An 18,330-nucleotide genomic window follows, 5' to 3' on the forward strand; every position below is an offset into this window, starting at 1 on the left:
TCGCCGAGGTAGCCGCGTTCGTAGGCCTCGAGGATGGCGTCGCCGAGGCGGCGGGCCGGCCACTCGTACTCGCCGCGGATGTAGATGAACGAGTGCTCGCTGCGCATCGCGAGGCATCCGATCATCAGCCCCTCGATCAGCAGGTGGGGGTCGCGTTCGAGGAGCCAGCGGTCCTTGTAGGTTCCCGGCTCGGACTCGTCGGCGTTGCAGATGTAGTAGGACGGCTGGGTCGGCTCCTGGGGCATGAACGACCACTTGACGCCGGTCGGGAACCCCGCCCCACCTCGCCCGCGCAGCCCCGACTCCTTGACCACGTTGATGATCTCGCTCGGATGCATCTCCAGGGCCTTGCGCACCGCCTGGTAGCCACCGGTGCGCTCGTACCCGTCGAGCGTGTAGGCGTCCTCCTGGTCGAAGCGCTGCGTGAGGACCTTGACCTCCTCCACCATCAGCGTTCACCTTCCCGCTCTTGGCGAGCTGCCCCGTGTTCCTGGTCGTGTGGGGGATCGCCGGCATGGGCTGCGTCGAACCCCGGGTCGACATCGATCCGCCGGACGTGCGCGGTGCCACCGCTCTGGCTGACCGACGCCTTCTTCGGTGGCGGGCCCGCCTCCTCGGCGTCCTCGTCGGCGTCCTCGTTGGCGTCCTCGTTGGCGTCCTCGTCGGCGTCCTCGTCGGACTCGCCGTCGGGGTCTTGCTCGGACTCGCCTTCCTCCTCGACCCCGGGTTCCTCGTCGGACGAGGGCTCAGCGTCCGCCTCGCCCCCGGGTTCCTCCTCGGCCGCCGGCTCCGTGTCGTCCTCGTCGCCGGCCTCATCCTCGGGTTCGATCATCGGCCTGTCGAGGCGTTCACCGGCCGGGGGCTCCTCGGAGGGGGCGCGGTGGTCGTGCTCGTGGGGTGCGGCCACCCCGGTGGTGTCGCCGATCTCCGGCCCCGGCCGATGCACCCCCGGCCCGCCGAGCGGGTGGGCCTCGTCCAGGACACGCTCGGCTGGCGGCTCCTCGTAGGACACCATGTCGGACTGAGCCGCCCGCACCGCCGCGGCGTGGAGACGCTCGTGCTCGGCGGCGCCGGCCAGGCGCCAGCACACCTCCCGGAAGGTCGGTGGCGGTTCGCCGTTGACGGGGAGCGGCGGCTGGCCACGACGGACCTGCTCGAGCAGCTCCATCGCCTCGTCCACCGACAGGCCCTCGTAGTTCTGGTAGTTGACCTGCACGACCGGCGCGCTCTCGCAGTTGCCGAGGCACTCCAGGTGCTTGACCGTGACCGCGTTGTCGGGGTCGTGTTCGCCGCCGAGCCTGTCCACCCAGCGGTCGAAGATCTCCTGCCCACCGCGCACCTTGCACGAGAAGTTCGTGCAGACCGTGACGAGCCAGTCGCCGGGGTCGTCGCGCTCGTACATCTGGTAGAAGGTCTGGACCGCCTGGACCTCGGCCTTGGTGAGGTTGAGCTTCTCGGCGCAGAACGCGATGCCCTCCTCGGTGATGTAGCCCTGATCGTGCTGCACCAGGTACAGCAGCGGCATCAGCGCCGACTGCGGCTGGGGGTAGCGGGCGATCAGCCGGTCCGCCGTCGCGTGGATCTTGTCCGACAGGGCCACGGTCAGCCTCCGCGCATCGGCGGCTCGTCGAGACGGAGCCTCATCGGTCCACGCCTCCCATCACGGGGTCGAGGCTGGCGATGATCGCGATCAGGTCGGCGACCATGTGCCCTCTGGACATGTGATCGATCGACTGCAGGTTCACGAACGACGGATCGCGCACGTGCACCCGGTAGGGCTTGGTGGTGCCGTTGGACACCACGTGGTAGCCGAGTTCGCCGCGGGGTGATTCCACCGGGACGTACACCTGTCCCGGGGGGACCGCGAAGCCCTCGGTGACGAGCTTGAAGTGGTGGATCAGCGCTTCCATCGACTCGCCCATGATGTGGCGGATGTAGGTCGGGTCGTTCCCGATCCCGTCCGGCCCCAGTCCCAACTGCGCCGGCCACGCGATCTTCTTGTCCTCGACCATCACGGGGCCGTCCGGGAGCGCGTCGACCGCCTGGTCGATGATCCGCATCGATTCGCGCATCTCCTGCATCCGGACCAGGAACCGGGCGTAGGTGTCGGCCCCCGTCTCGGTGGGCACGTCGAAGTCGTACTGCTCGTACCCGCAGTACGGCTGTGCTTTGCGCAGGTCCCAGTCCGCACCCGCCGCACGGAGAAGCGGGCCGGTGACCCCGTAGCGGATGGCGTCGTCGACCTCCAACACCCCCACGTCCTGGGTGCGGTGGATGAAGATCGGGTTCTGCTCGAGCAGGTCCTCGTACTCCGCCAGACGCTCCGGCAGGTAGGAGATCACGTCACGGCACTGCTGTGCGAAGTCGGTGGTGACGTCGGCAGCCAGTCCACCGGGACGGACGTACCCGTGGTTCATCCGCAGGCCGGTCTGCGCCTCGAAGATGTCGAGGATGTTCTCCCGCTCGCGGAAGCCGTAGATCATCATCGAGATCGCGCCGAGCTCGAAGCCGCCGGTCGCTAACCACACCAGGTGGCTGGCGATGCGGTTCAGCTCCATCAGGATGACCCGCACCGCCTGCGCACGGGGCGGAGCGTCGATGCCCAGCAGCTTCTCGACCGCCAAGCAGTACGCGACCTCGTTGAACAACGGCGACAGGTAGTCCATCCGGGTGACGAACGTGGTGCCCTGCGTCCACGTCCGGTACTCGGTGTTCTTCTCGATGCCGGTGTGCAGGTAGCCGATCACGGGCTTCACGCTCATGATCGTCTCGCCCTCGAGTTCCACGACGAGGCGGAGCACGCCGTGGGTCGAGGGGTGCTGGGGGCCCACGTTGACCGTCAGCCGGCCCTCGGTGACGGCGTCCTCGATCTGCTCCCAGTCGGCGCCGCTGACCCAGATCTCGTCGTCCGACCCGCCGTAGGCGGCCGCGCCCGTGCGCTCGTCCACGCTCATGGCTGGCTCCCTCCGAACGTCACGGGCCCACCTTCCCGCCACCGGCCCCCGGCACGTCTCGTGACCACAGCCGCTCGTCCGGCGGTGGGATGAACGCCCCGTGGTAGTCGGTGTCGACCCCGCCGAGCGGATAGTCCTTCCGCTGTGGATAGCCCTCCCACTCCTCGGGCATCAGGATCCGGACCAGGTTGGGGTGGCCGTCGAAGTGCACCCCGAAGAAGTCGTACACCTCCCGCTCGTGGAAATCCGCCGTCGGGTACACCGACGTCACGCTGGGCACGGTGGGGAGCGCCTGCGGATCGTCGTTGACCGCGACGACCAGGCGCAAGCGGTGGTTGTGCGACATCGACAGCAGGTGGTAGGTCACCTCGATCGTGCCGCGATCGCGCGTGAGGCGGTTCGGCGGCCAGCCGGTGGTCGACAGCTGCGGCTCGACGACGTGCTCCCCTCCGGGCCAGTGCACCCCGGACAGGTCCGACAGCAGCTCGCAGGCGAGCTCCTCGTCGTCCTTGCAGAAGCGGACGACGTCGCGGATCCTCTCCGCTGGGACGAACACGGTCAGCTCACCTCGTGCGCTGGTCGTGTCGACCTCATCGAACCGTCCGCGGATGCGCTGCGCGATCGTCTGCAGGTCAGCCACGCCTACGTCCCGTCCCCGTCCTCAGTGCTGGACCTTCTGTTGGAAGTGTTCCCGTTTGATCTGTTCGTGCAGCTTCATGATCCCGTCCATCAGCATCTCGGGCCGCGGGGGGCAACCCGGGACGTACATGTCGACGGGGACGATGTGGTCCACGCCTTGCAGCAGGGCGTAGTTGTTGAACATGCCGCCCGAGGTGGCGCACACGCCCATCGACAGCACCCACTTCGGATCAGCCATCTGGTCGTAGACGCGGCGGAGCACCGGGCCCATCTTCACGCTGACGCGCCCGGCGACGATCAGCAGGTCCGCCTGGCGGGGCGAGGCCCGGAACACCTCCATACCGAAGCGGGCGATGTCGTAGTGGGCTGCGCCGGTCGCCATCATCTCGATCGCGCAGCACGCCAGCCCGAACGTGGCCGGCCACAGCGACGCGCTCCGACTCCAGTTGACGAACTTCTCGACGTTGGTCAGGAGGATCCCGGCGGGGAGCTGCTCTTCTAGTCCCATTCCAGACCCCCCGCGCGGTACTCGTAGATCAGTCCGATGAACAGCACAGCGAGGAAGACCCCCATCGCGCCGATCCCGAACCAGCCCAGCTGCCTGAACACCACCGCCCAGGGGAAGACGAAGACGACCTCGACGTCGAAGATCAGGAAGGACAGCGCCACGAGGTAGAACTTCACCGCGAACTGTGCCCCGCTGACCTCGGCGAGCGGTTCGTTGCCGCACTCGTAAGCCGCGAGCTTGCTCGGGTTGGGCCTCTGCGGGCCGACGACGTGACCAACGAGGAGCGAGCCGCCGCTGAACGCCGCCGCGACCCCGAGCAGGATCGCGATGGGGAGCCACTCACCGAGCACGACGCCTCCTCACTATCTCGTCGGGGTTGCTGCGCCGGCGGAGCGGGGCCGCGCGGCTCCGCCGAACCAAGTCGAACCTACGTGCGCCCGCTTGCGCCCCGCAAACCGCTGGCGGGACGTCCGGCGGGGTCCCGCGATCACGCTGCGGGAGCCGCCTTCTGCAACGTGTTGATCACCACATCGGCGGCATCCGACGGACGCTGATCGGTCAGATGCGCCATGAACCGCAGCAAGAACCGCATCACCGCTGCGTTCGACATGCCGTGGACGGTGCAGAACCGCATCACCTCCGCGTTACCCATGAGCCGGATGAACCAACGCCCCAACGTGAAGTACCCACCCCACTGGCGTTTGAGCTCGGCGGCGTAGCCGTCCAGGACCGCCGTGGAGCGCTCGCACAGGGCCACGTCGACGACCTCGGCAGCGAAGCGGGCTGACTCCATGGCGTAGGAGATCCCCTCGCCGTTGGTGGGGTTGACCATCCCGCCGGCGTCACCGACCAGGAGCAGGCCACGGTGGTGGTGCGGCTGGCGGGAGAAGCCCATGGGCAGCGCAGCGGAGGCGACACTGCCCTCGCGGGTCGCCGGACCGAACCCCCACTCGTCCGGCATCGCTGCTGCCCAGCGATCCATCAGCCGTCGGTAGTTGATGCGCTGGAAGTGCGGGGTCGTCCCGATCACTCCGACGCCCACGTTGGCGGTCCCGTCGTCGAGTGGGAAGACCCAGCCGTAGCCAGGCAGGAGGTCGCCGTCCTCCTCCAGCTCCAGGTAGGACGACAGCCAGGCGCTCTCCGCGGCCGGGCTGCGGTAGTAGGTCCGTACCGCCACGCCCATCGGACGGTCGTCGCGACGGCGTAACCCCAGCGCCGTGGCCAACCGGCTCGACGCCCCGTCGCTGGCGATCACGACCGGGGCGCGGACCTCACCGTCGCGCCCGTCGGCGTCGCGCCACGCCACGCCGCTGACCCGACCATCCGGCCGGAGCAACGGTCGCGTCACCTCGGTCCGTTCCCACATCTGCGCGCCCCGGGCCTGAGCCAGGCGCGCCAGCGTCGCGTCGAAACGCAGACGCGTGCAGGTCAGGCTCCAGTCGGGCCAGTCGTGCAGCTGCGGCCAGGGCAGCTCGAGCACCATCCCGGCGCCGTGGACCCGCAGACCGACGTTGCGCCGCCAGCCGTCGGCTCGACCCTCGGCTTCGTCGACCAGGCCCAGCCGACGGATCTCGCGGACCGCGCGCGGCGTGAGGCCATCCCCGCAGGGCTTGTCGCGCGGGAACGCTTCCTTGTCGATCAGCACGACGTCGTGACCCGCGTCGGCGAGGTACGCGGCGGCGGTCGAGCCGCCGGGGCCAGCCCCCACCACCACCACATCGGCGTGCACGACACCCCCCGCGGCGGACGCCGCGGTGCTGGTCGCCATGTGCGGGTCTCCTGTCGTCCCTGCGGCGAGTCTGCCACGGACCCTGCCGGCGCCGGCTCGGCCAGGTGGGAGGACTTCGTGAAGCGCTTCACGAAGTGGTGGGAGTGTAGCGTGGGCTGGCGGCCGCCGGCACTCGCGACGATCGGGGTGACGCGCTGGCTGGCTACCCGGTGCCGGTGGGCTCGGGGACCGGGAGCTGTGGGCCACCGCCCGGCGTGGGCTGCCCGACGGGCAGGCCGTCCTCGGACGCGGCGTCCTGGAACACCTCGGTCAGCAGCCGCGCGGCTTCCAGGAACTCCTCGCTCGTGACGATCACCGCGTCGTCGGGCCCTTCGATCGGTTCGGTGCTGCCGTGGTCGGACAGGTCGAGTTGCACGCGGAACGACCCGTTGCCGTCCGCGGCGCCCGCCGGAGCAAGCGCCGCGAGGTCGAAGGTCGCCCCGGTGACGACCTCGGCACCCGACATGCCGAGCACGCGGCGGTACCAGGGCGCCTCCAGGATCCGCGTCTGCATCGTCGCCGGGACCGCCTCGGGCAGTTCCTCCGGGTCGGACTGCAGGTCATCCACGCGTCGGGTCGGGTCGAGTTCGGACAGTGCCGCGAGCAGCTCCCGCAGCTGCACGGTGATGTCGTACCGGCGCGCCCCGTCGGTGGCGGTGACGTCGTGGACCGCGACGTAACGCTGCACGAAGCCGGCAGGGTCCTCACCGAGCGCAGCGCCGAGCGACGCATCGGTCGGGGTGGTCGGTGCCGGCGTGGGTCCACCGAGGACCTCGTTGAGCCGGTCGGGATCGATGTCGCCCTCGACGCCGATCCAGTCGCCCCGGAAGGCGGCAGCCACCGCGTCGGCGACCGGTTCCGACGCCCCTCGCTCACGGACCAGCCCGACGATGCGCTCGCCAGGATCGCCCCCACCGGTCGCCAGCACCGCCAACGAACTGAACCCCAACCGCAGGAACGTGGTGTCGCCAGCGACCGAGCGCAGCTCGAACAGGTCCAACCCGAGGACGCTCAGGCGGACCTCGTAGCTGTCGCCTGCCCGGCGGCCTGCCACCCGCAGCCCGTCCAGCACCTGGCCCGCGATCCGCGCTTGATCACCGAACAGGCCGCGCAGGGCCGCGTCATCCGCATCGACGGTCGCGGCGAACGTCACCGGTCGACCGAAGGTCCGCTGCGTCGCGGCGGCCAGCTGCGAGCGGGCGTCGCCGTCACCGCAGGCGGCCAGCGACAGGACCATGGCGATCGCGACGGCGGCGCGCAGGATCGGGTGCTCGGAGGTGCTCAGGGTCGGTCCTCCCGGGTCGGACGGCGGCCACGGTGCACCGCCACGATGCCCCCGCTCAGGTTGCGGTAGCGCACCCCCTCCCATCCGTTACGCGCCAGCCACCGACCGAGGCCGTCCTGATCCGGCCACAGCAGGATGCTCTGGGCGAGGTAGCGGTAGGCCGAGGGGTCCGACGACACGACCTGCGCCACGCGCGGCAGGACACCAGTCAGGTAGGCGTCGTAGAGACGTCGGAACGGGGGCCAGGTCGGGCTGCTGAACTCCAGCACCACGAGTCGTCCACCCGGGCGCGTCACGCGGGCGAACTCCCGGAGTGCGGATGCGGCGTCGGGCATGTTGCGCAAGCCGAAGGCGATCGTCACCGCGTCGAACGTCCGGTCTGCGAACGGTAGCCGCATCGCGTCGGCGTTCAACATCCGCATGCGCGCGGCGCGGCGCCGCATCCCGGCCAGCAGCATGCGGTGCGAGATGTCGAGTGCCACCACCTCGGTCGCGCCCAGGCGGACCAGCTCGCGGCTGAGGACCCCCGTGCCTGCCGCCACATCAAGGATGGCGGAGCCGTTCGGGTGGGCAGCCTGGGCGGCGACGCGACGCCAGTGAGCGTCCTGCCCGAACGACAGGACGCTGTTGGCCAGGTCGTAGCAGGGAGCGACGCGTTCGAACATCGCCTGCACCAGCGCGGCTTCCTTCCCCTGGGTGCCGGGGGCGGGGAGCGCACCATCGGCAGCGTGCGGGGGGGCCGTGTCCATGCGCGCGCACCGTACCGCCGACGCGACGTCGGCACTCGTGGCGGGCGGACGTCCGCGCTGGTGTTCAAGGAGGCGGTCAACTCGGTCGAGAAACACCGGAACGAGTCAAGGAGCGTCCGTGGCACGGGTCTACTGCCCCCAGTGCGACGTCGAGGTCCCCGTCGGCGACGACGGTCGGGACTTCCTCGGCCACGCCGTGAACCAGCCGGCTCGTCCGGCCGATACGCCACCCGAGGCGCCACAGCCGTGGGTCTTCAGCGTCGGATCGGCCGAGTCGCCCCAGCCGGTGCCGGCCGATGAGGCGACGCAGCAGCCTGACCACCCGCAGCCTCCGGACGCGGAGCCCGACGGCAACGGCCTGGACCTGGGATCCGCCGGCGAGGAAGACCTGGACCTGGGTTCACTGGAGGCGGCCGTCGCCGAGCTGAGCCTCAGCGTGCAGGAGGCGGACGACGGCCTCGACGCCGTGCTGGCGTTCGAGGAGGCGGTCGAGGACCGTGCCGTCGACCCTGATCCGAGCCTCGCGCAGGCCAACGACCCGCAGCCGCCCGCGACGCTGGACATCTCCGAGTTCGGGTTGGACCTCACCGAAGCGCCGGAGGCCACCACCCCGCCCCGCGAGGTCCAGCCGCCCGACCAGGACCGCTGGGCGGTTGGCGACGTCCCGCCACCGAGCGCGGATGCCGCGACAGCTGCGGAGGTCGACGCGCAGGACGAGACGGACGCCTCCCCCGCGGCGAACACGGACGACGATGAGGCGACCGGCCTCGACCCGAGCCACTTCGTGGCCCGCCCGTCCGGTCAGCGCAGGGGGCTCTTCGGGCGGCGGTGACCGCCTGTACCCGCACGTAGAGTCGCTGGCGTGACGTCCGACGACCGGCTGGATCCGATCGACCGCGCACTGGCGGAGCTGGTGGCGCGTCCGGCCGATGCGGCGGAGCTGTTGACGCTCGAGCAACTCGCCGAGCGCACGGGCGTGTCGATCGTGCTGCTCGAGGCGATCGAGCGTGAAGGCTTCCTCGCGCCGGTCGGGCAGGGCGTGGATCGTCGGTACACCTCTGCCGACGTCGCCACGGTCGAGGCAGGACTCACGCTCCTGGACGCCGGGCTGCCACTCGGTGAGCTGCTGGACCTCGCACGCCGCTTCGACGAGGCAGCCGGGGGCGTCGCTGACCGCGCGGTGGACCTGTTCGTCCGCTTCGTCCGCGATCCGGTGCACGGCACCGCGGCATCGCGGGAGGAGGCCACCGCACGTCTGGTCGCGGCGTTCGAGGAGATGCTGCCAGCCGCAGGGACGGTCGTGGCCCATCACTTCCGGCGGCTGCTCCTCGACCGGGCGCGCGACCGGGTCGAGGACGCCACGAGCCGGTGACTCGCCTGCCTGTGCGCACCGTCGCGGTCGACGACGACCGCCCGCTGTTGGAACTGGTCCCCGACCCCGACGGGGTCGTGTGGGTACGCGGCCACCATGGCCTGGTGGGATGGGGGGAAGCGGCCCGCTTCGATCCCGGGACCGGTGAGGAACGCTTCGCCCGTGCCGCCGAGTGGTTCGGGCAGCTCGTCGCCTCAGCCCGTGTCGACGATCAGGTCGGCGCGCCCGGCTGCGGGCTGGTGGCGTTCGCGAGCTTCACGTTCGACCCGAGCACGTCCGGGTCGGTGCTCATCGTCCCCGCCATCGTCGTGGGTCGGCGCCACGGCGGCTCCTGGCTCACGCTGACGGGATCGGTTCCGGTGCCGTCGCTGGCGTCCGTTGCCGTGCCGGCGGCTGGCGACCGGGTCCGGTACGCCGGCGCCTCCAAGCCGGACCTGCGCTGGCTCGAGTCGGTCGCCGAGGCGATCGCCCGGATCGAGGCTGGCCGGCTCGACAAGGTCGTGCTCGCCCGTGACGAACTCGTGTGGACCCGCTCCCCGGTCGACGGGCGGCTGCTGACCCGGCGCCTGCACGACCGCTTCGGTGACTGCTGGACCTTCATGATCGACGGACTGGTCGGGGCGACCCCCGAGCTGCTGGTGCGGCGGGCCGGCGATGAGATCACCTCGATCGTCCTGGCCGGGTCGGCACGGCGCGGCGACGACGTCACCGACGACGCGCGGCTCGGAGAGCAACTGCTGGCCTCCAAGAAGGACCGCCGCGAGCACGAACTCGCCGTGGACTCCGTCCGGGATGCCCTCGCCGGGCGCTGTGGGCACCTCCAGATCGACAACGAGCCGTGGCTGCGGCGCCTGGCCAACGTCCAGCACCTGGCGACCACGGTCACCGGCCACAGCCGCGACGCCGCAACCGCCCTCGAGCTCGCCGGCGCGCTGCACCCGACGGCTGCCGTTGGGGGGGCGCCGACCGATGTCGCGGTCGACGTGATCCGTGAGCTGGAGGGCATGGACCGCGGACGCTACGCCGGCCCGGTGGGCTGGGTCGATGCCCGCGGTGACGGCGAGTTCGGGATCGCGTTGCGCTGCGCGCAGCTCGCCGGCGCCCGGGCGCGGTTGTTCGCGGGTGCCGGCGTCGTCGCCGGGTCGCTGCCGGAGGAGGAACTCGAGGAGACGCGACTGAAGCTCCGCGCGATGCAGTCGGCGTTCGAGGGCTGAGCGCGAGATCGTGGTGAAGCGATCCCCCACCGGTCGGCGCGTCGGGCCTCACGGCAGGCGGTCGAGGGCCGCAGCGATCTCCGCGAGGATCCGCCGGTGCAGCGCCACGGTCTCCTCACGGTCGGTGGAGACCTCGATCAGGTGGATCCCGCCGGCGGCGGCGGCGGCTCCCAGCGCCGGCGTCAGCTCGTCTGCTCGGCCGATCCGGGTGTGGGCGACGCGGTGCAGGCCTGCCAAGTCGGCCAGGTCCAGGCCGTGGGGCGTGGCGAACACCCGCTCGAAGCTGGCGGGGAAGCGCGCCTGTGGCAGGAAGTGGAAGATGCCTCCGCCGTCGTTGTTGACCACGACCAGCGGCAGGTCCACCTCGCCGGCGTGTGCACGCAGCAGCAGCCCGTTGGCATCGTGCAGCAGCGACAGATCGCCCGCGAGAGCCACGGTCGGGGCCGGCGCCGTCGCGAGCGCCACGCCCAGGGCGGTGGACACGAACCCGTCGATCCCACTGGCGCCGCGGTTGGCCAGGACACCAACCCCGTCGCGCGGGCCCATGGCGAGGTCCAGATCGCGCACCGGACGGCTCGACGCCACCACGAGCGTGCCGCCGGACGGGACGGCCGCGGCGACGTCGCGGGCGGTCCGGGGTTCGCTCGGGTTCGCCGACCCGTCGAGGACCGCGTCGAGGGTGGTGCGGGCCACACGCTCGTAACCCAGCCATGCTTCGAGCCAGCCGGACGTGCGGGCGCCCGGAAGCGCGGCGGTCACCGCCTCGCAGGCGAGTGCCGGGTCGGCCACGACCAGCTGGCCGACCACGCGTCCAGGATCCAGCCACACCCCGTCCGGGTCGATCAGGACCTGTGACACATCTGGTCCGAGGTGGCCCTCGACAGCGCGGGACAGGACGCTGCGTCCGATCCGCACCACCAGGTCGGGGCGGTGCGCCGCAGCGAACGGCGGATGGTCGAGCAGGGCGTGGGCGGTGCTGATCGCGTACCGGCCGGTGCGGGCGCTCGACGGCGGCTCGGCGATCAGCGGCCATCCTGCCGCGTGGGCCAGGTCGACGATCGGTCCCGGCGGGGCGGCGGTGTCCCCGACGACGAGCAGCCCACGTTCGGTGTCCGCGATGCGCCCGGCCAGCGCCTCCACGGCGGCCTCCGGGGCGGGGCGGGCTCCGCGCGCGACCACCGTCCACGGTCGGGCGTCCGCACGTCCGTCCAGCCGCTGGGTGAACGTCGCGGGCGGGGCGCGCCCGTCATCGGCGAGCGCCACCAACGGCTCCCGGAAGGCGACGTTGGCGTGAACCGGGCCGGCCGGTCCGCGCACGCCCAGCGCTTCGGCCCACAACCGTGACACGGTCGACCGCCAGTAGCCGACGACGCCGGGGCGGTCCTCGGCCACGCCGACCTCGACGAACCAGCGCACGTGGTCCCCGAAGAGCTTCAGCTGGTCGATGGTCTGGTTCGCGGCCGTGTGACGCAGCTCCGGCGGCCGGTCCGCGGTGAGCGCCAGCAACGGGACGCGGGCCTGATGGGCCTCGACCACGGCCGGGAACAGGTTCGCGGTGGCTGTCCCGGAGGTCGTGAGCACGACGGCGGGACGGCCGGTGGCCTTGCCCAGGCCGAGCGCGACGAACCCCGCGGAGCGCTCGTCGATCTGGACGTGCACGCGCACCCGCGGGTCGTCGTGCAGCGCCATCGCCAGCGCCGCCGATCGCGAGCCAGGGGCGAGCACCGCGTCGGTCAAGCCGTGGCGGGCGAGTTCGTCGACGACGGTCAGCGCCAGCGCGTGTGAGGGGTTGGTGGCCGTCACCGGTCGTCCTCGGCAGCGAGAGCCGTGGCGCCTGAACCGTCTGTGGTTGCCATGATGGCCGCACAGGTCTCCAGCCGGCGGAGCAGGCCACGGGCCTGGTCGCGAGACGGGGCCCACCTGCGCAGCAGATCGGGGTCGGGGCTCGGGCGGCGGACCACGATCGTGCCGGCCTCCGGCAGGAGCGGATCGCGGACGACGTCGCCGTCCAGGAGGGCGGCAGTGGCCAGTCCACAGGCGTACGGCAACCGCGGCAGAGCTGCGGCGAGAGCCACCCCGGCAGCCAGCCCGATCGAGGTCTCCAACGCCGACGAGACGACGACGGACAGTCCGGCGGCGTCAGCCGCCGTGGCGACCTCCAGTGCCGGCCACACCCCGCCCAGCGGCTGGACCTTGATCACGACCACGTCGGCGGCGTCCAGCCCGGCGACGTGAAGCGGGTCGTCGGCCGTTCGGACCACCTCGTCAGCTGCGATCGGGACGGCGATGCGGCGCCGCAGCAGCGCCATCTCCGCGCACGTCGCCACCGGCTGCTCGACGTACTCCAGGCCGACACGGTCGAGGGCGCGGATCGCACGGACGGCTTCGTCGACGTCCCACGCGCCGTTGGCGTCGACGCGGATCCGTCCGCCCGAGCCGAGCGCCTCGCGGACGGCCTCGACCCTGGCCACGTCGTCGCTGAGCCGCTGGCCGGGCTCGGCCACCTTCACCTTCGCGGTGCGGCACCCGGAACGCCGGACGAGGTCGTGAGCCTGTCGCGGGTCAACCGCCGGGACGGTGACGTTGACCGGGATGCGGTCGCGGACGGGCGCCGGCCAGGCACGTGTGGCTGCCTCGTGCGCCGCCGCGAGCCACCGGCTGGCGTAGACCGGGCCGTAGTCGGGGAACGGCGAGAACTCCCCCCACCCAGCGGGGCCGGCGACGAGCACCCCGCAGCGCTCGTCGACGCGCCGGAACCGGGTCCGCATCGGCACCCGGAACGGTTCGGCCCGCAGGTCGTCGCCGCCCAACGTCACGTCAACCACAGGCCCACCGCCAGCAGCAGTCCGTACGCCACGTGCAGCCGGACCGTCCCGACCAGGGCGTCGATCAGCGCCCGCGGTTGGGTGGCGGTGCGCACCATCCGGGTGACCGCCACGGCCAGTGGCGCCGACCCCAACGCGAGCAGAGGCCACGCGCTGTGTGCGGACAGAGCCACCGCCACCGTCAGCACCAGCGCCCCGCCGACCATCACCGTGTACAGGGTCCGGGTGCGGCGGTCACCGAGGCGGACGGCGAGGGTGGCCTTCCCGGCGGCGAGGTCGGTGGGGATGTCGCGGAGGTTGTTGACGACCAGGATCGCGGTGGCCAGCAGCCCCACCGGCAGGGCTGCGGTGACGGCCACGGCCGCCAGCCGCTCGTCGTGGACGTACTGCGAGCCGGCGGTGGCCACGAGACCGAAGAACACGAACACCGCGAGCTCACCCAGACCGGCGGAGGCGTACGGGCGGGGACCGCCGCTGTAGGTGAGCGCGGCTGCGAGCGCTGCCGCTCCCACCGCGACGAGCTCCCAACCGGCAGCAGCCGCGAGCAGCAGGCCCGCCACAGCAGCGATCCCGAACGCGGCGAGGGTGGCCCGCCACATCTGTGCCCCGGTGACCAAGCCGGAAGCCACCGCCCGTCGCGGGCCGACCCGCTCGGGGGTGTCCACGCCGCGGACCGCGTCGAAGTAGTCGTTGGCGTAGTTCACACCGACCTGGACCGAGACCCCGACAGCGAGCGCCGCGACGAACCGCCAGACGATGAAACGCTCGGCCGCGGCGGTTCCCACGACGACGGCGACGACCGCCGCGGGGAGCGTCCGCGGTCGTGCCGCCTCGACCCAGACCCGCACCGGGACCGCTCAGCCACGCTCGGGGAACGTGCGGGAGCGATCCGGGCTCGTCACGGACGGCTCCTGACCAGCGGCGATGTCGCCGACTACGGTAGCCAACCGTGGGCAGCCCAACGGACGCCGCCAGGCTGGTCGCGCTCCGCCTGCCGGCCACGCCCGAGGCGCTCGAGGTGATGCAGCGTTCGTGGGCGCGCGGGGACGCGCTGCTGCCGCTACCCGCCGATGCGCCCGACGACGTGGTGGCTCGGATCTTGGCGGCGCTCCGCCCCGCCGTTCTGCGTGGTGATGACGGCGACGTCTCGCTCCCCGATCCGGTCCCCGTGGCAGCGGACACCGCACTGGTGGTGACGACCTCCGGGACGACCGGACCGCCCAAGGGCGTGAAACTGACCCACCAGGCGTTGACCGCGTCGGTGGCTGCCAGTCTCGACCGTCTGGGGTGGGCACCCGACGACCGGTGGCTGTGCTGCCTGCCGCTGCACCACGTTGCCGGCATCCTCGTGCTGTTGCGCGCCTGGCAGGTGGGGACCGCGCCGATCGTCCAGGCGGGCTTCGACGCGGCGTCGGTCGCCGCCGCAGACGCCGCCACCCACGTCGCGCTGGTCCCCACGATGCTGCACCGCCTGCTCGACGCCCGGGTCGACGTCACCCGTTTCCGCCGTGTGCTCGTCGGCGGGGCGCCTGCTGGGCGGCGGCTGCGGGAGCGCGCCGCGGCGGCCGGCGCGCCGGTGACCGTCAGCTACGGCATGACCGAGACCTGCGGCGGGTGCGTGTACGACGGCGTGCCACTGGACGGTGTGGAGGTCCGCGTCGACGCCGACGGGTGCATCGCCATCCGCGGCCCGGTCGTGATGCGCGGCTACCGCGGCCGACCCGACCTCACCGCCGCGGTGCTCGACGCTGACGGGTGGCTGCACACCACCGACCTCGGCCGCTGGACCGACGACGGCCGCCTGGAGATCCTCGGCCGCGGTGACGACGTGATCGTCACCGGGGGCGAGAAGGTCGCCGCCGGGCAGCTCGCCGCCCTGCTCCGCGCCCATCCGCGTGTGGCCGACGCGGCTGTGATCGGTCACCCCGACCCGGACTGGGGTGAGCGGGTGGTGGCCTACTGCGTGGCGTCGGACCGGCTCGACCCACCGACGCTGGACGAGCTGCGTGACTTCGTTGCGGCCCACGCCCCGCGCCACGCCGCGCCGCGGGAGCTGAGGCTGGTCGAGGACCTGCCGTAGTCGGCGGCTACCACACGACCCACCCGCCGGTGTCGGGCCGGTCGGGCACGCCGCACTCGGGACACTGGGTGGCCAGGAACCGGGCCCACGACTCGACCTGGTCGGGGTCAGGCAGGTCGTGGCCGTCCTCGGCGCTCGTCACCTCCCAGACCTCGCCGAACCGGTCGGCGACCACGACCGCAGCCACATCCGGGTCCAGGCCGCAACGCCGGCGCAGCGCCCCGTCCTCGTCCTCCACGACGGCCAGATCCTCGGACGCGGCCGGGGCCCGTCCTGACGGCACCACCCGCACCACCGCGTTCCAGTCGCCCAGGTCCTCGATCCCGCTGGCCAGGGCCGCGACGTAGTCGTCGCACCCGTCGCAGTCGGGATGCGTGAACACGACCACCGCCGCGTCGCGCACCGAGCCGCGCAGGTCGACCGGGCTGCCGTCGTCCACCCGCGGCAGCGTGACGTCCGGCAGCCGGTCACCGACCGTCAGGGTGGTCTGCGACGCGGCCATGTCAACCTCTCCCGGGGTCGGTGGCGGCACGTGCCGTGACGGCCTTGACGAGGCCGTACACGACCAGCGCCCCGGCGATCCCGATCCACGGCGGGTTGCTGGTCGCGGCGCCCGCGTAGCTGTGCAACCCGGTGATCCACAGGTTCACCGCGTAGTAGGTGAACATCAGCAGCAGGAACGCGACCACGCCGATCCCCGCAGCACCCCGACCGCGCAACCCCCGGGTCGCCCGCGAGTGCAGGTACCCGGCGTAGGCGATCCACGCGAGGAACGCGCCCGTCTCCTTGGGGTCCCACCCCCAGTACCGTCCCCAACTCTGCTCGGCCCACACCGCCCCGGCGATCACGCCGAACGTCAGGATCGGGAACGCGAACGCGGTGGTGCGGTAGGCCAGGGAGTCCAGCGTCGCGGCCGACGGCAGGGCGGGCAGGGTCCACCACGCCGTCACCACCCCGAACGCGACCGCCGCCGGGGCGACTACGGTCGCGACCGGGTTGTCGAACAACAGCGCGTAGGCGACCGTCAGCGCGGTCGCGCCGATCACGACCGGGACGGGGTTGACCGCGTCGCGCAGCGCCCGCCCGTACAGCTGGCGGTCCGCCAGGCCGGTGTCGTCCTCGTAGCCCTCGGGGCGGTCTCCGGGCGCCGCGGGATCGTGGTCGTCGAGCGCCACCGGGGAGTAGGCGGCCCCGACGGTCGAGCCGCGGTGCGACGCGTCCAGGGTCGACGCGACGCGTCGCTCGGCGAGGTCGCGGATCAGGTACAGCCCGGTGAACACGAACGCGACGATGAAGATGGTCGAGGCGATCATCATCGAGAAGGTGTGGATCTTCAGCCAGTGCGTCTGCAGTGCCGGCATCAGGGGTCCGGCCGGGGCGTACAGCACCAGCGCGCTGCCCATCATCACCAGCGCCCCCATCAGCAGGAAGCCGTTGAGCTCGGGACGGCGGAACCGCCCGTGGACGACCACCAGCGCGATCAGCACGACGCCGAAGCCCATCGCCGAGGAGTACTCGTACATGTTGCCCAACGGGACGCGCCCGCCGGCGGCGATCGATCGGGTCACGATCGAGGCGAGGTGGGTCCCGAGTCCGGCCACGGTGAAGGCCACGCCCAGCCGCCCCACGGCGATACCTGCCCGTGGCCGCTCGCCGTCGCCGCGGTCGACCTGCGTGAACGCCAGCCGGTAGAACGACGCGACCATCGCCGCGGCGTACAGCAGGAACGTCCACGGGAAGAACAGGGTCCGGGACAGCTCGGCGAGTTGGGTCTCGGTCATGGGCGGACCACCTCCCGGGAGGCGTCGGGGTCGGGGTCGAGGCCGGCTCGCCCGGCGGCGTCGGGCTCCAGGCGCCGACGCAGGGCGGCGACGATGGCGGGGAACTCCTCCTCGAAGGCCTGCGGTCGTTGCAGGGCGTGGCCCGCGACGATGATGCGTGTGGTCCCGTCGATCTGGTCGGCCTCGACCCAGACTCGGCGCCGGTAAGCGTACAGGGCCGGGATCAGCCCAACGAGGAGGAACCCGGCGGCGGCCAGCAGCAGCGGGTCGGTTGGGCGGCGGCTGACCTGGAACCCGACCCACCGCCTGAGGTCGGTGAACGCCACGGTCGCACCGGTGGGCAGCTCCGCCTGGAACCCCGGCCGCAGCGCCCCGACGCCGAGCTCACGCATCGCGGTGGTGTCGAGGTCGTTGACGCCCTGGACCCGGTCGAAGCGCAGATCACCGGCCCACGCGGTGTACAACAGGAGCGGGGCGCGCGCGCCGGGCCAGCCGGTGGGGACCGGGCGACCGTCGGGGCCCTCCGGGGCGTCGGGGAACAGGTGCACCTCCAGACCGATCTGCGGTTCGACGCCCGGGGCCTTCACCGCGCCACGCCACACGCCGCCGCCGACCGCGGTCATGTGGATCCACCCGTCGTGGGCGACGTCGTCGCCGTCGCGGACGACCACCCTGGCCGCGTACCCCCAGTCGAGCATGTGGACCTTCATCCCGTCGACGACCAGGGGATCGTTGATCACGGTGGTGCGCTGCTGGGTCCGCCCGTCGGCGTGGCGGATGCTGACGTCCGAGCGGAACAGCACCGGCTGCGCAGCCCCGCTCCACTCGACGTCGAAGCGGTCCAGGTCCAGCTGGAAGCCAGCGTGATCATCCGTGCCCCACCACCGGCCGGCGTCCTTGACCCAGTACGCCACCCAGGTGTCGGTGAAGCCGGGTTCGCCCTCCACGACGCCGACCTGGCCGGTGAACGTCGTGAGCTTGCCGACCACCACCCCGATCAGCAGGAGGTAGAAGGCGGTGTGGAACACCAACGACCCGCCTTCGCGCGCCACGTGACCGCGTTCGGCGGCGACCTGCCGCCGTGCGGTGTTGGCCGGGTCCGGGCCTGGCCCCCCGACCGCGGCCCGCTCCACGCCCGCGTGGGCACCAGCGCGG

Annotated in this window: 18 protein-coding genes and 1 pseudogene; 4 read left to right on the forward strand and 15 right to left on the reverse strand. The window is 72.1% G+C overall.

Translation table 11 applies throughout. The annotated features are described in order from the left end of the window. The 9 genes and pseudogenes from M3N57_09240 to M3N57_09280 all read right to left on the reverse strand — a co-directional run. Positions 1–449: NADH-quinone oxidoreductase subunit F (locus tag M3N57_09240; protein MDP9022860.1), on the reverse strand; the 449-nt coding region annotated here is incomplete at its 3' end. Further along, positions 449–1,600, reverse strand: coding sequence for an NAD(P)H-dependent oxidoreductase subunit E (locus M3N57_09245; protein MDP9022861.1), 1,152 nt, complete (start codon positions 1,598–1,600; stop codon positions 449–451). The genes M3N57_09240 and M3N57_09245, both read right to left, overlap by 1 nt. 40 nt (positions 1,601–1,640) lie before the next feature. Beyond that, the gene (locus M3N57_09250; GenBank protein MDP9022862.1) at positions 1,641–2,954 is read right to left on the reverse strand and encodes an NADH-quinone oxidoreductase subunit D; all 1,314 of its coding nucleotides are present in this window, start codon (positions 2,952–2,954) and stop codon (positions 1,641–1,643) included. Positions 2,955–2,973: 19 nt separating this feature from the next. Next, the gene (locus M3N57_09255; protein MDP9022863.1) at positions 2,974–3,594 is read right to left on the reverse strand and encodes an NADH-quinone oxidoreductase subunit C; all 621 of its coding nucleotides are present in this window, start codon (positions 3,592–3,594) and stop codon (positions 2,974–2,976) included. A gap of 57 nt (positions 3,595–3,651) precedes the next feature. Further along, positions 3,652–4,101, reverse strand: a pseudogene (locus M3N57_09260) (NADH-quinone oxidoreductase subunit B). Beyond that, positions 4,092–4,451, reverse strand: a complete 360-nt coding sequence (gene ndhC / locus M3N57_09265; GenBank protein MDP9022864.1) for an NADH-quinone oxidoreductase subunit A — start codon at positions 4,449–4,451, stop codon at positions 4,092–4,094. Before ndhC ends, M3N57_09260 begins: the two are co-directional and overlap by 10 nt. Before the next feature lie 137 nt (positions 4,452–4,588). Continuing rightward, positions 4,589–5,869, reverse strand: coding sequence for a geranylgeranyl reductase family protein (locus tag M3N57_09270; GenBank protein ID MDP9022865.1), 1,281 nt, complete (start codon positions 5,867–5,869; stop codon positions 4,589–4,591). A gap of 163 nt (positions 5,870–6,032) precedes the next feature. Next, a complete protein-coding gene (locus M3N57_09275) occupies positions 6,033–7,106 on the reverse strand; it encodes a hypothetical protein (GenBank protein ID MDP9022866.1) in 1,074 nt (357 codons plus the stop codon). A gap of 44 nt (positions 7,107–7,150) precedes the next feature. Next, positions 7,151–7,819, reverse strand: coding sequence for a class I SAM-dependent methyltransferase (locus tag M3N57_09280; GenBank protein ID MDP9022867.1), 669 nt, complete (start codon positions 7,817–7,819; stop codon positions 7,151–7,153). Between the two features lie 202 nt (positions 7,820–8,021). Here M3N57_09280 and M3N57_09285 point away from each other — a divergent pair, with 202 nt between their 5' ends. The 3 genes from M3N57_09285 to M3N57_09295 are packed head-to-tail and all read left to right on the forward strand — an operon-like array spanning position 8,022 to position 10,489. Then, positions 8,022–8,735, forward strand: a complete 714-nt coding sequence (locus M3N57_09285) for a hypothetical protein (GenBank protein ID MDP9022868.1) — start codon at positions 8,022–8,024, stop codon at positions 8,733–8,735. Between the two features lie 30 nt (positions 8,736–8,765). Then, positions 8,766–9,275: a hypothetical protein gene (locus M3N57_09290; protein MDP9022869.1), complete on the forward strand. Its 510-nt coding sequence runs from the start codon at positions 8,766–8,768 to the stop codon at positions 9,273–9,275. After that, on the forward strand, positions 9,272–10,489 hold the full coding sequence (locus M3N57_09295) for an isochorismate synthase (GenBank protein MDP9022870.1): 1,218 nt from the start codon (positions 9,272–9,274) through the stop codon (positions 10,487–10,489). Before M3N57_09290 ends, M3N57_09295 begins: the two co-directional genes overlap by 4 nt. 48 nt (positions 10,490–10,537) lie before the next feature. Here M3N57_09295 and menD read toward each other — a convergent pair whose 3' ends face one another. Genes menD through M3N57_09310 form a run of 3 tightly spaced genes read right to left on the reverse strand, consistent with a single transcriptional unit; the run spans position 10,538 to position 14,162 of the window. Next, the gene (gene menD / locus M3N57_09300) at positions 10,538–12,292 is read right to left on the reverse strand and encodes a 2-succinyl-5-enolpyruvyl-6-hydroxy-3-cyclohexene-1-carboxylic-acid synthase (protein MDP9022871.1); all 1,755 of its coding nucleotides are present in this window, start codon (positions 12,290–12,292) and stop codon (positions 10,538–10,540) included. Further along, positions 12,289–13,257, reverse strand: coding sequence for an o-succinylbenzoate synthase (locus tag M3N57_09305; GenBank protein ID MDP9022872.1), 969 nt, complete (start codon positions 13,255–13,257; stop codon positions 12,289–12,291). The genes menD and M3N57_09305 overlap by 4 nt, the downstream gene beginning before the upstream one ends. Before the next feature lie 44 nt (positions 13,258–13,301). After that, positions 13,302–14,162 (reverse strand): 1,4-dihydroxy-2-naphthoate polyprenyltransferase, encoded by an 861-nt coding sequence (locus tag M3N57_09310; GenBank protein MDP9022873.1) that lies wholly within the window; start codon positions 14,160–14,162, stop codon positions 13,302–13,304. 101 nt (positions 14,163–14,263) lie between these two features. Here M3N57_09310 and M3N57_09315 point away from each other — a divergent pair, with 101 nt between their 5' ends. Then, positions 14,264–15,394 carry an AMP-binding protein gene (locus M3N57_09315; GenBank protein ID MDP9022874.1) on the forward strand — a complete coding sequence of 377 codons (1,131 nt, stop codon included), beginning with the start codon at positions 14,264–14,266 and terminating at the stop codon, positions 15,392–15,394. A gap of 7 nt (positions 15,395–15,401) precedes the next feature. Here M3N57_09315 and M3N57_09320 read toward each other — a convergent pair whose 3' ends face one another. From M3N57_09320 to M3N57_09330, 3 genes are all read right to left on the reverse strand, one after another. Next, the gene (locus M3N57_09320; protein MDP9022875.1) at positions 15,402–15,896 is read right to left on the reverse strand and encodes a hypothetical protein; all 495 of its coding nucleotides are present in this window, start codon (positions 15,894–15,896) and stop codon (positions 15,402–15,404) included. Between the two features lies 1 nt (position 15,897). After that, entirely contained in the window at positions 15,898–17,175 is a 1,278-nt protein-coding gene (ccsB, locus tag M3N57_09325; protein MDP9022876.1) for a c-type cytochrome biogenesis protein CcsB, read from the reverse strand. Then, positions 17,172–18,330 (reverse strand): cytochrome c biogenesis protein ResB (locus M3N57_09330; protein ID MDP9022877.1); only part of this gene is annotated, 1,159 nt, incomplete at its 5' end. The genes ccsB and M3N57_09330, both read right to left, overlap by 4 nt.

The sequence above is a fragment of the Actinomycetota bacterium genome, assembly GCA_030776725.1.
Taxonomy (GTDB): Bacteria; Actinomycetota; Nitriliruptoria; order Nitriliruptorales; family JAHWKO01; genus JAHWKW01.

Bases quoted from the DNA above. Each gene is read 5' to 3' on its own strand.
- M3N57_09320 (MDP9022875.1), bottom strand. From the start codon at position 15,896: ATGGCCGCGTCGCAGACCACCCTGACGGTCGGTGACCGGCTGCCGGAC.
- M3N57_09280 (MDP9022867.1), bottom strand. From the start codon at position 7,819: ATGTTCGAACGCGTCGCTCCCTGCTACGACCTGGCCAACAGCGTCCTG.
- M3N57_09250 (MDP9022862.1), bottom strand. From the start codon at position 2,954: ATGAGCGTGGACGAGCGCACGGGCGCGGCCGCCTACGGCGGGTCGGAC.
- M3N57_09270 (MDP9022865.1), bottom strand. From the start codon at position 5,869: ATGGCGACCAGCACCGCGGCGTCCGCCGCGGGGGGTGTCGTGCACGCC.
- M3N57_09305 (MDP9022872.1), bottom strand. From the start codon at position 13,257: ATGCGGACCCGGTTCCGGCGCGTCGACGAGCGCTGCGGGGTGCTCGTC.
- M3N57_09275 (MDP9022866.1), bottom strand. From the start codon at position 7,106: ATGGTCCTGTCGCTGGCCGCCTGCGGTGACGGCGACGCCCGCTCGCAG.
- ccsB (MDP9022876.1), bottom strand. From the start codon at position 17,175: ATGACCGAGACCCAACTCGCCGAGCTGTCCCGGACCCTGTTCTTCCCG.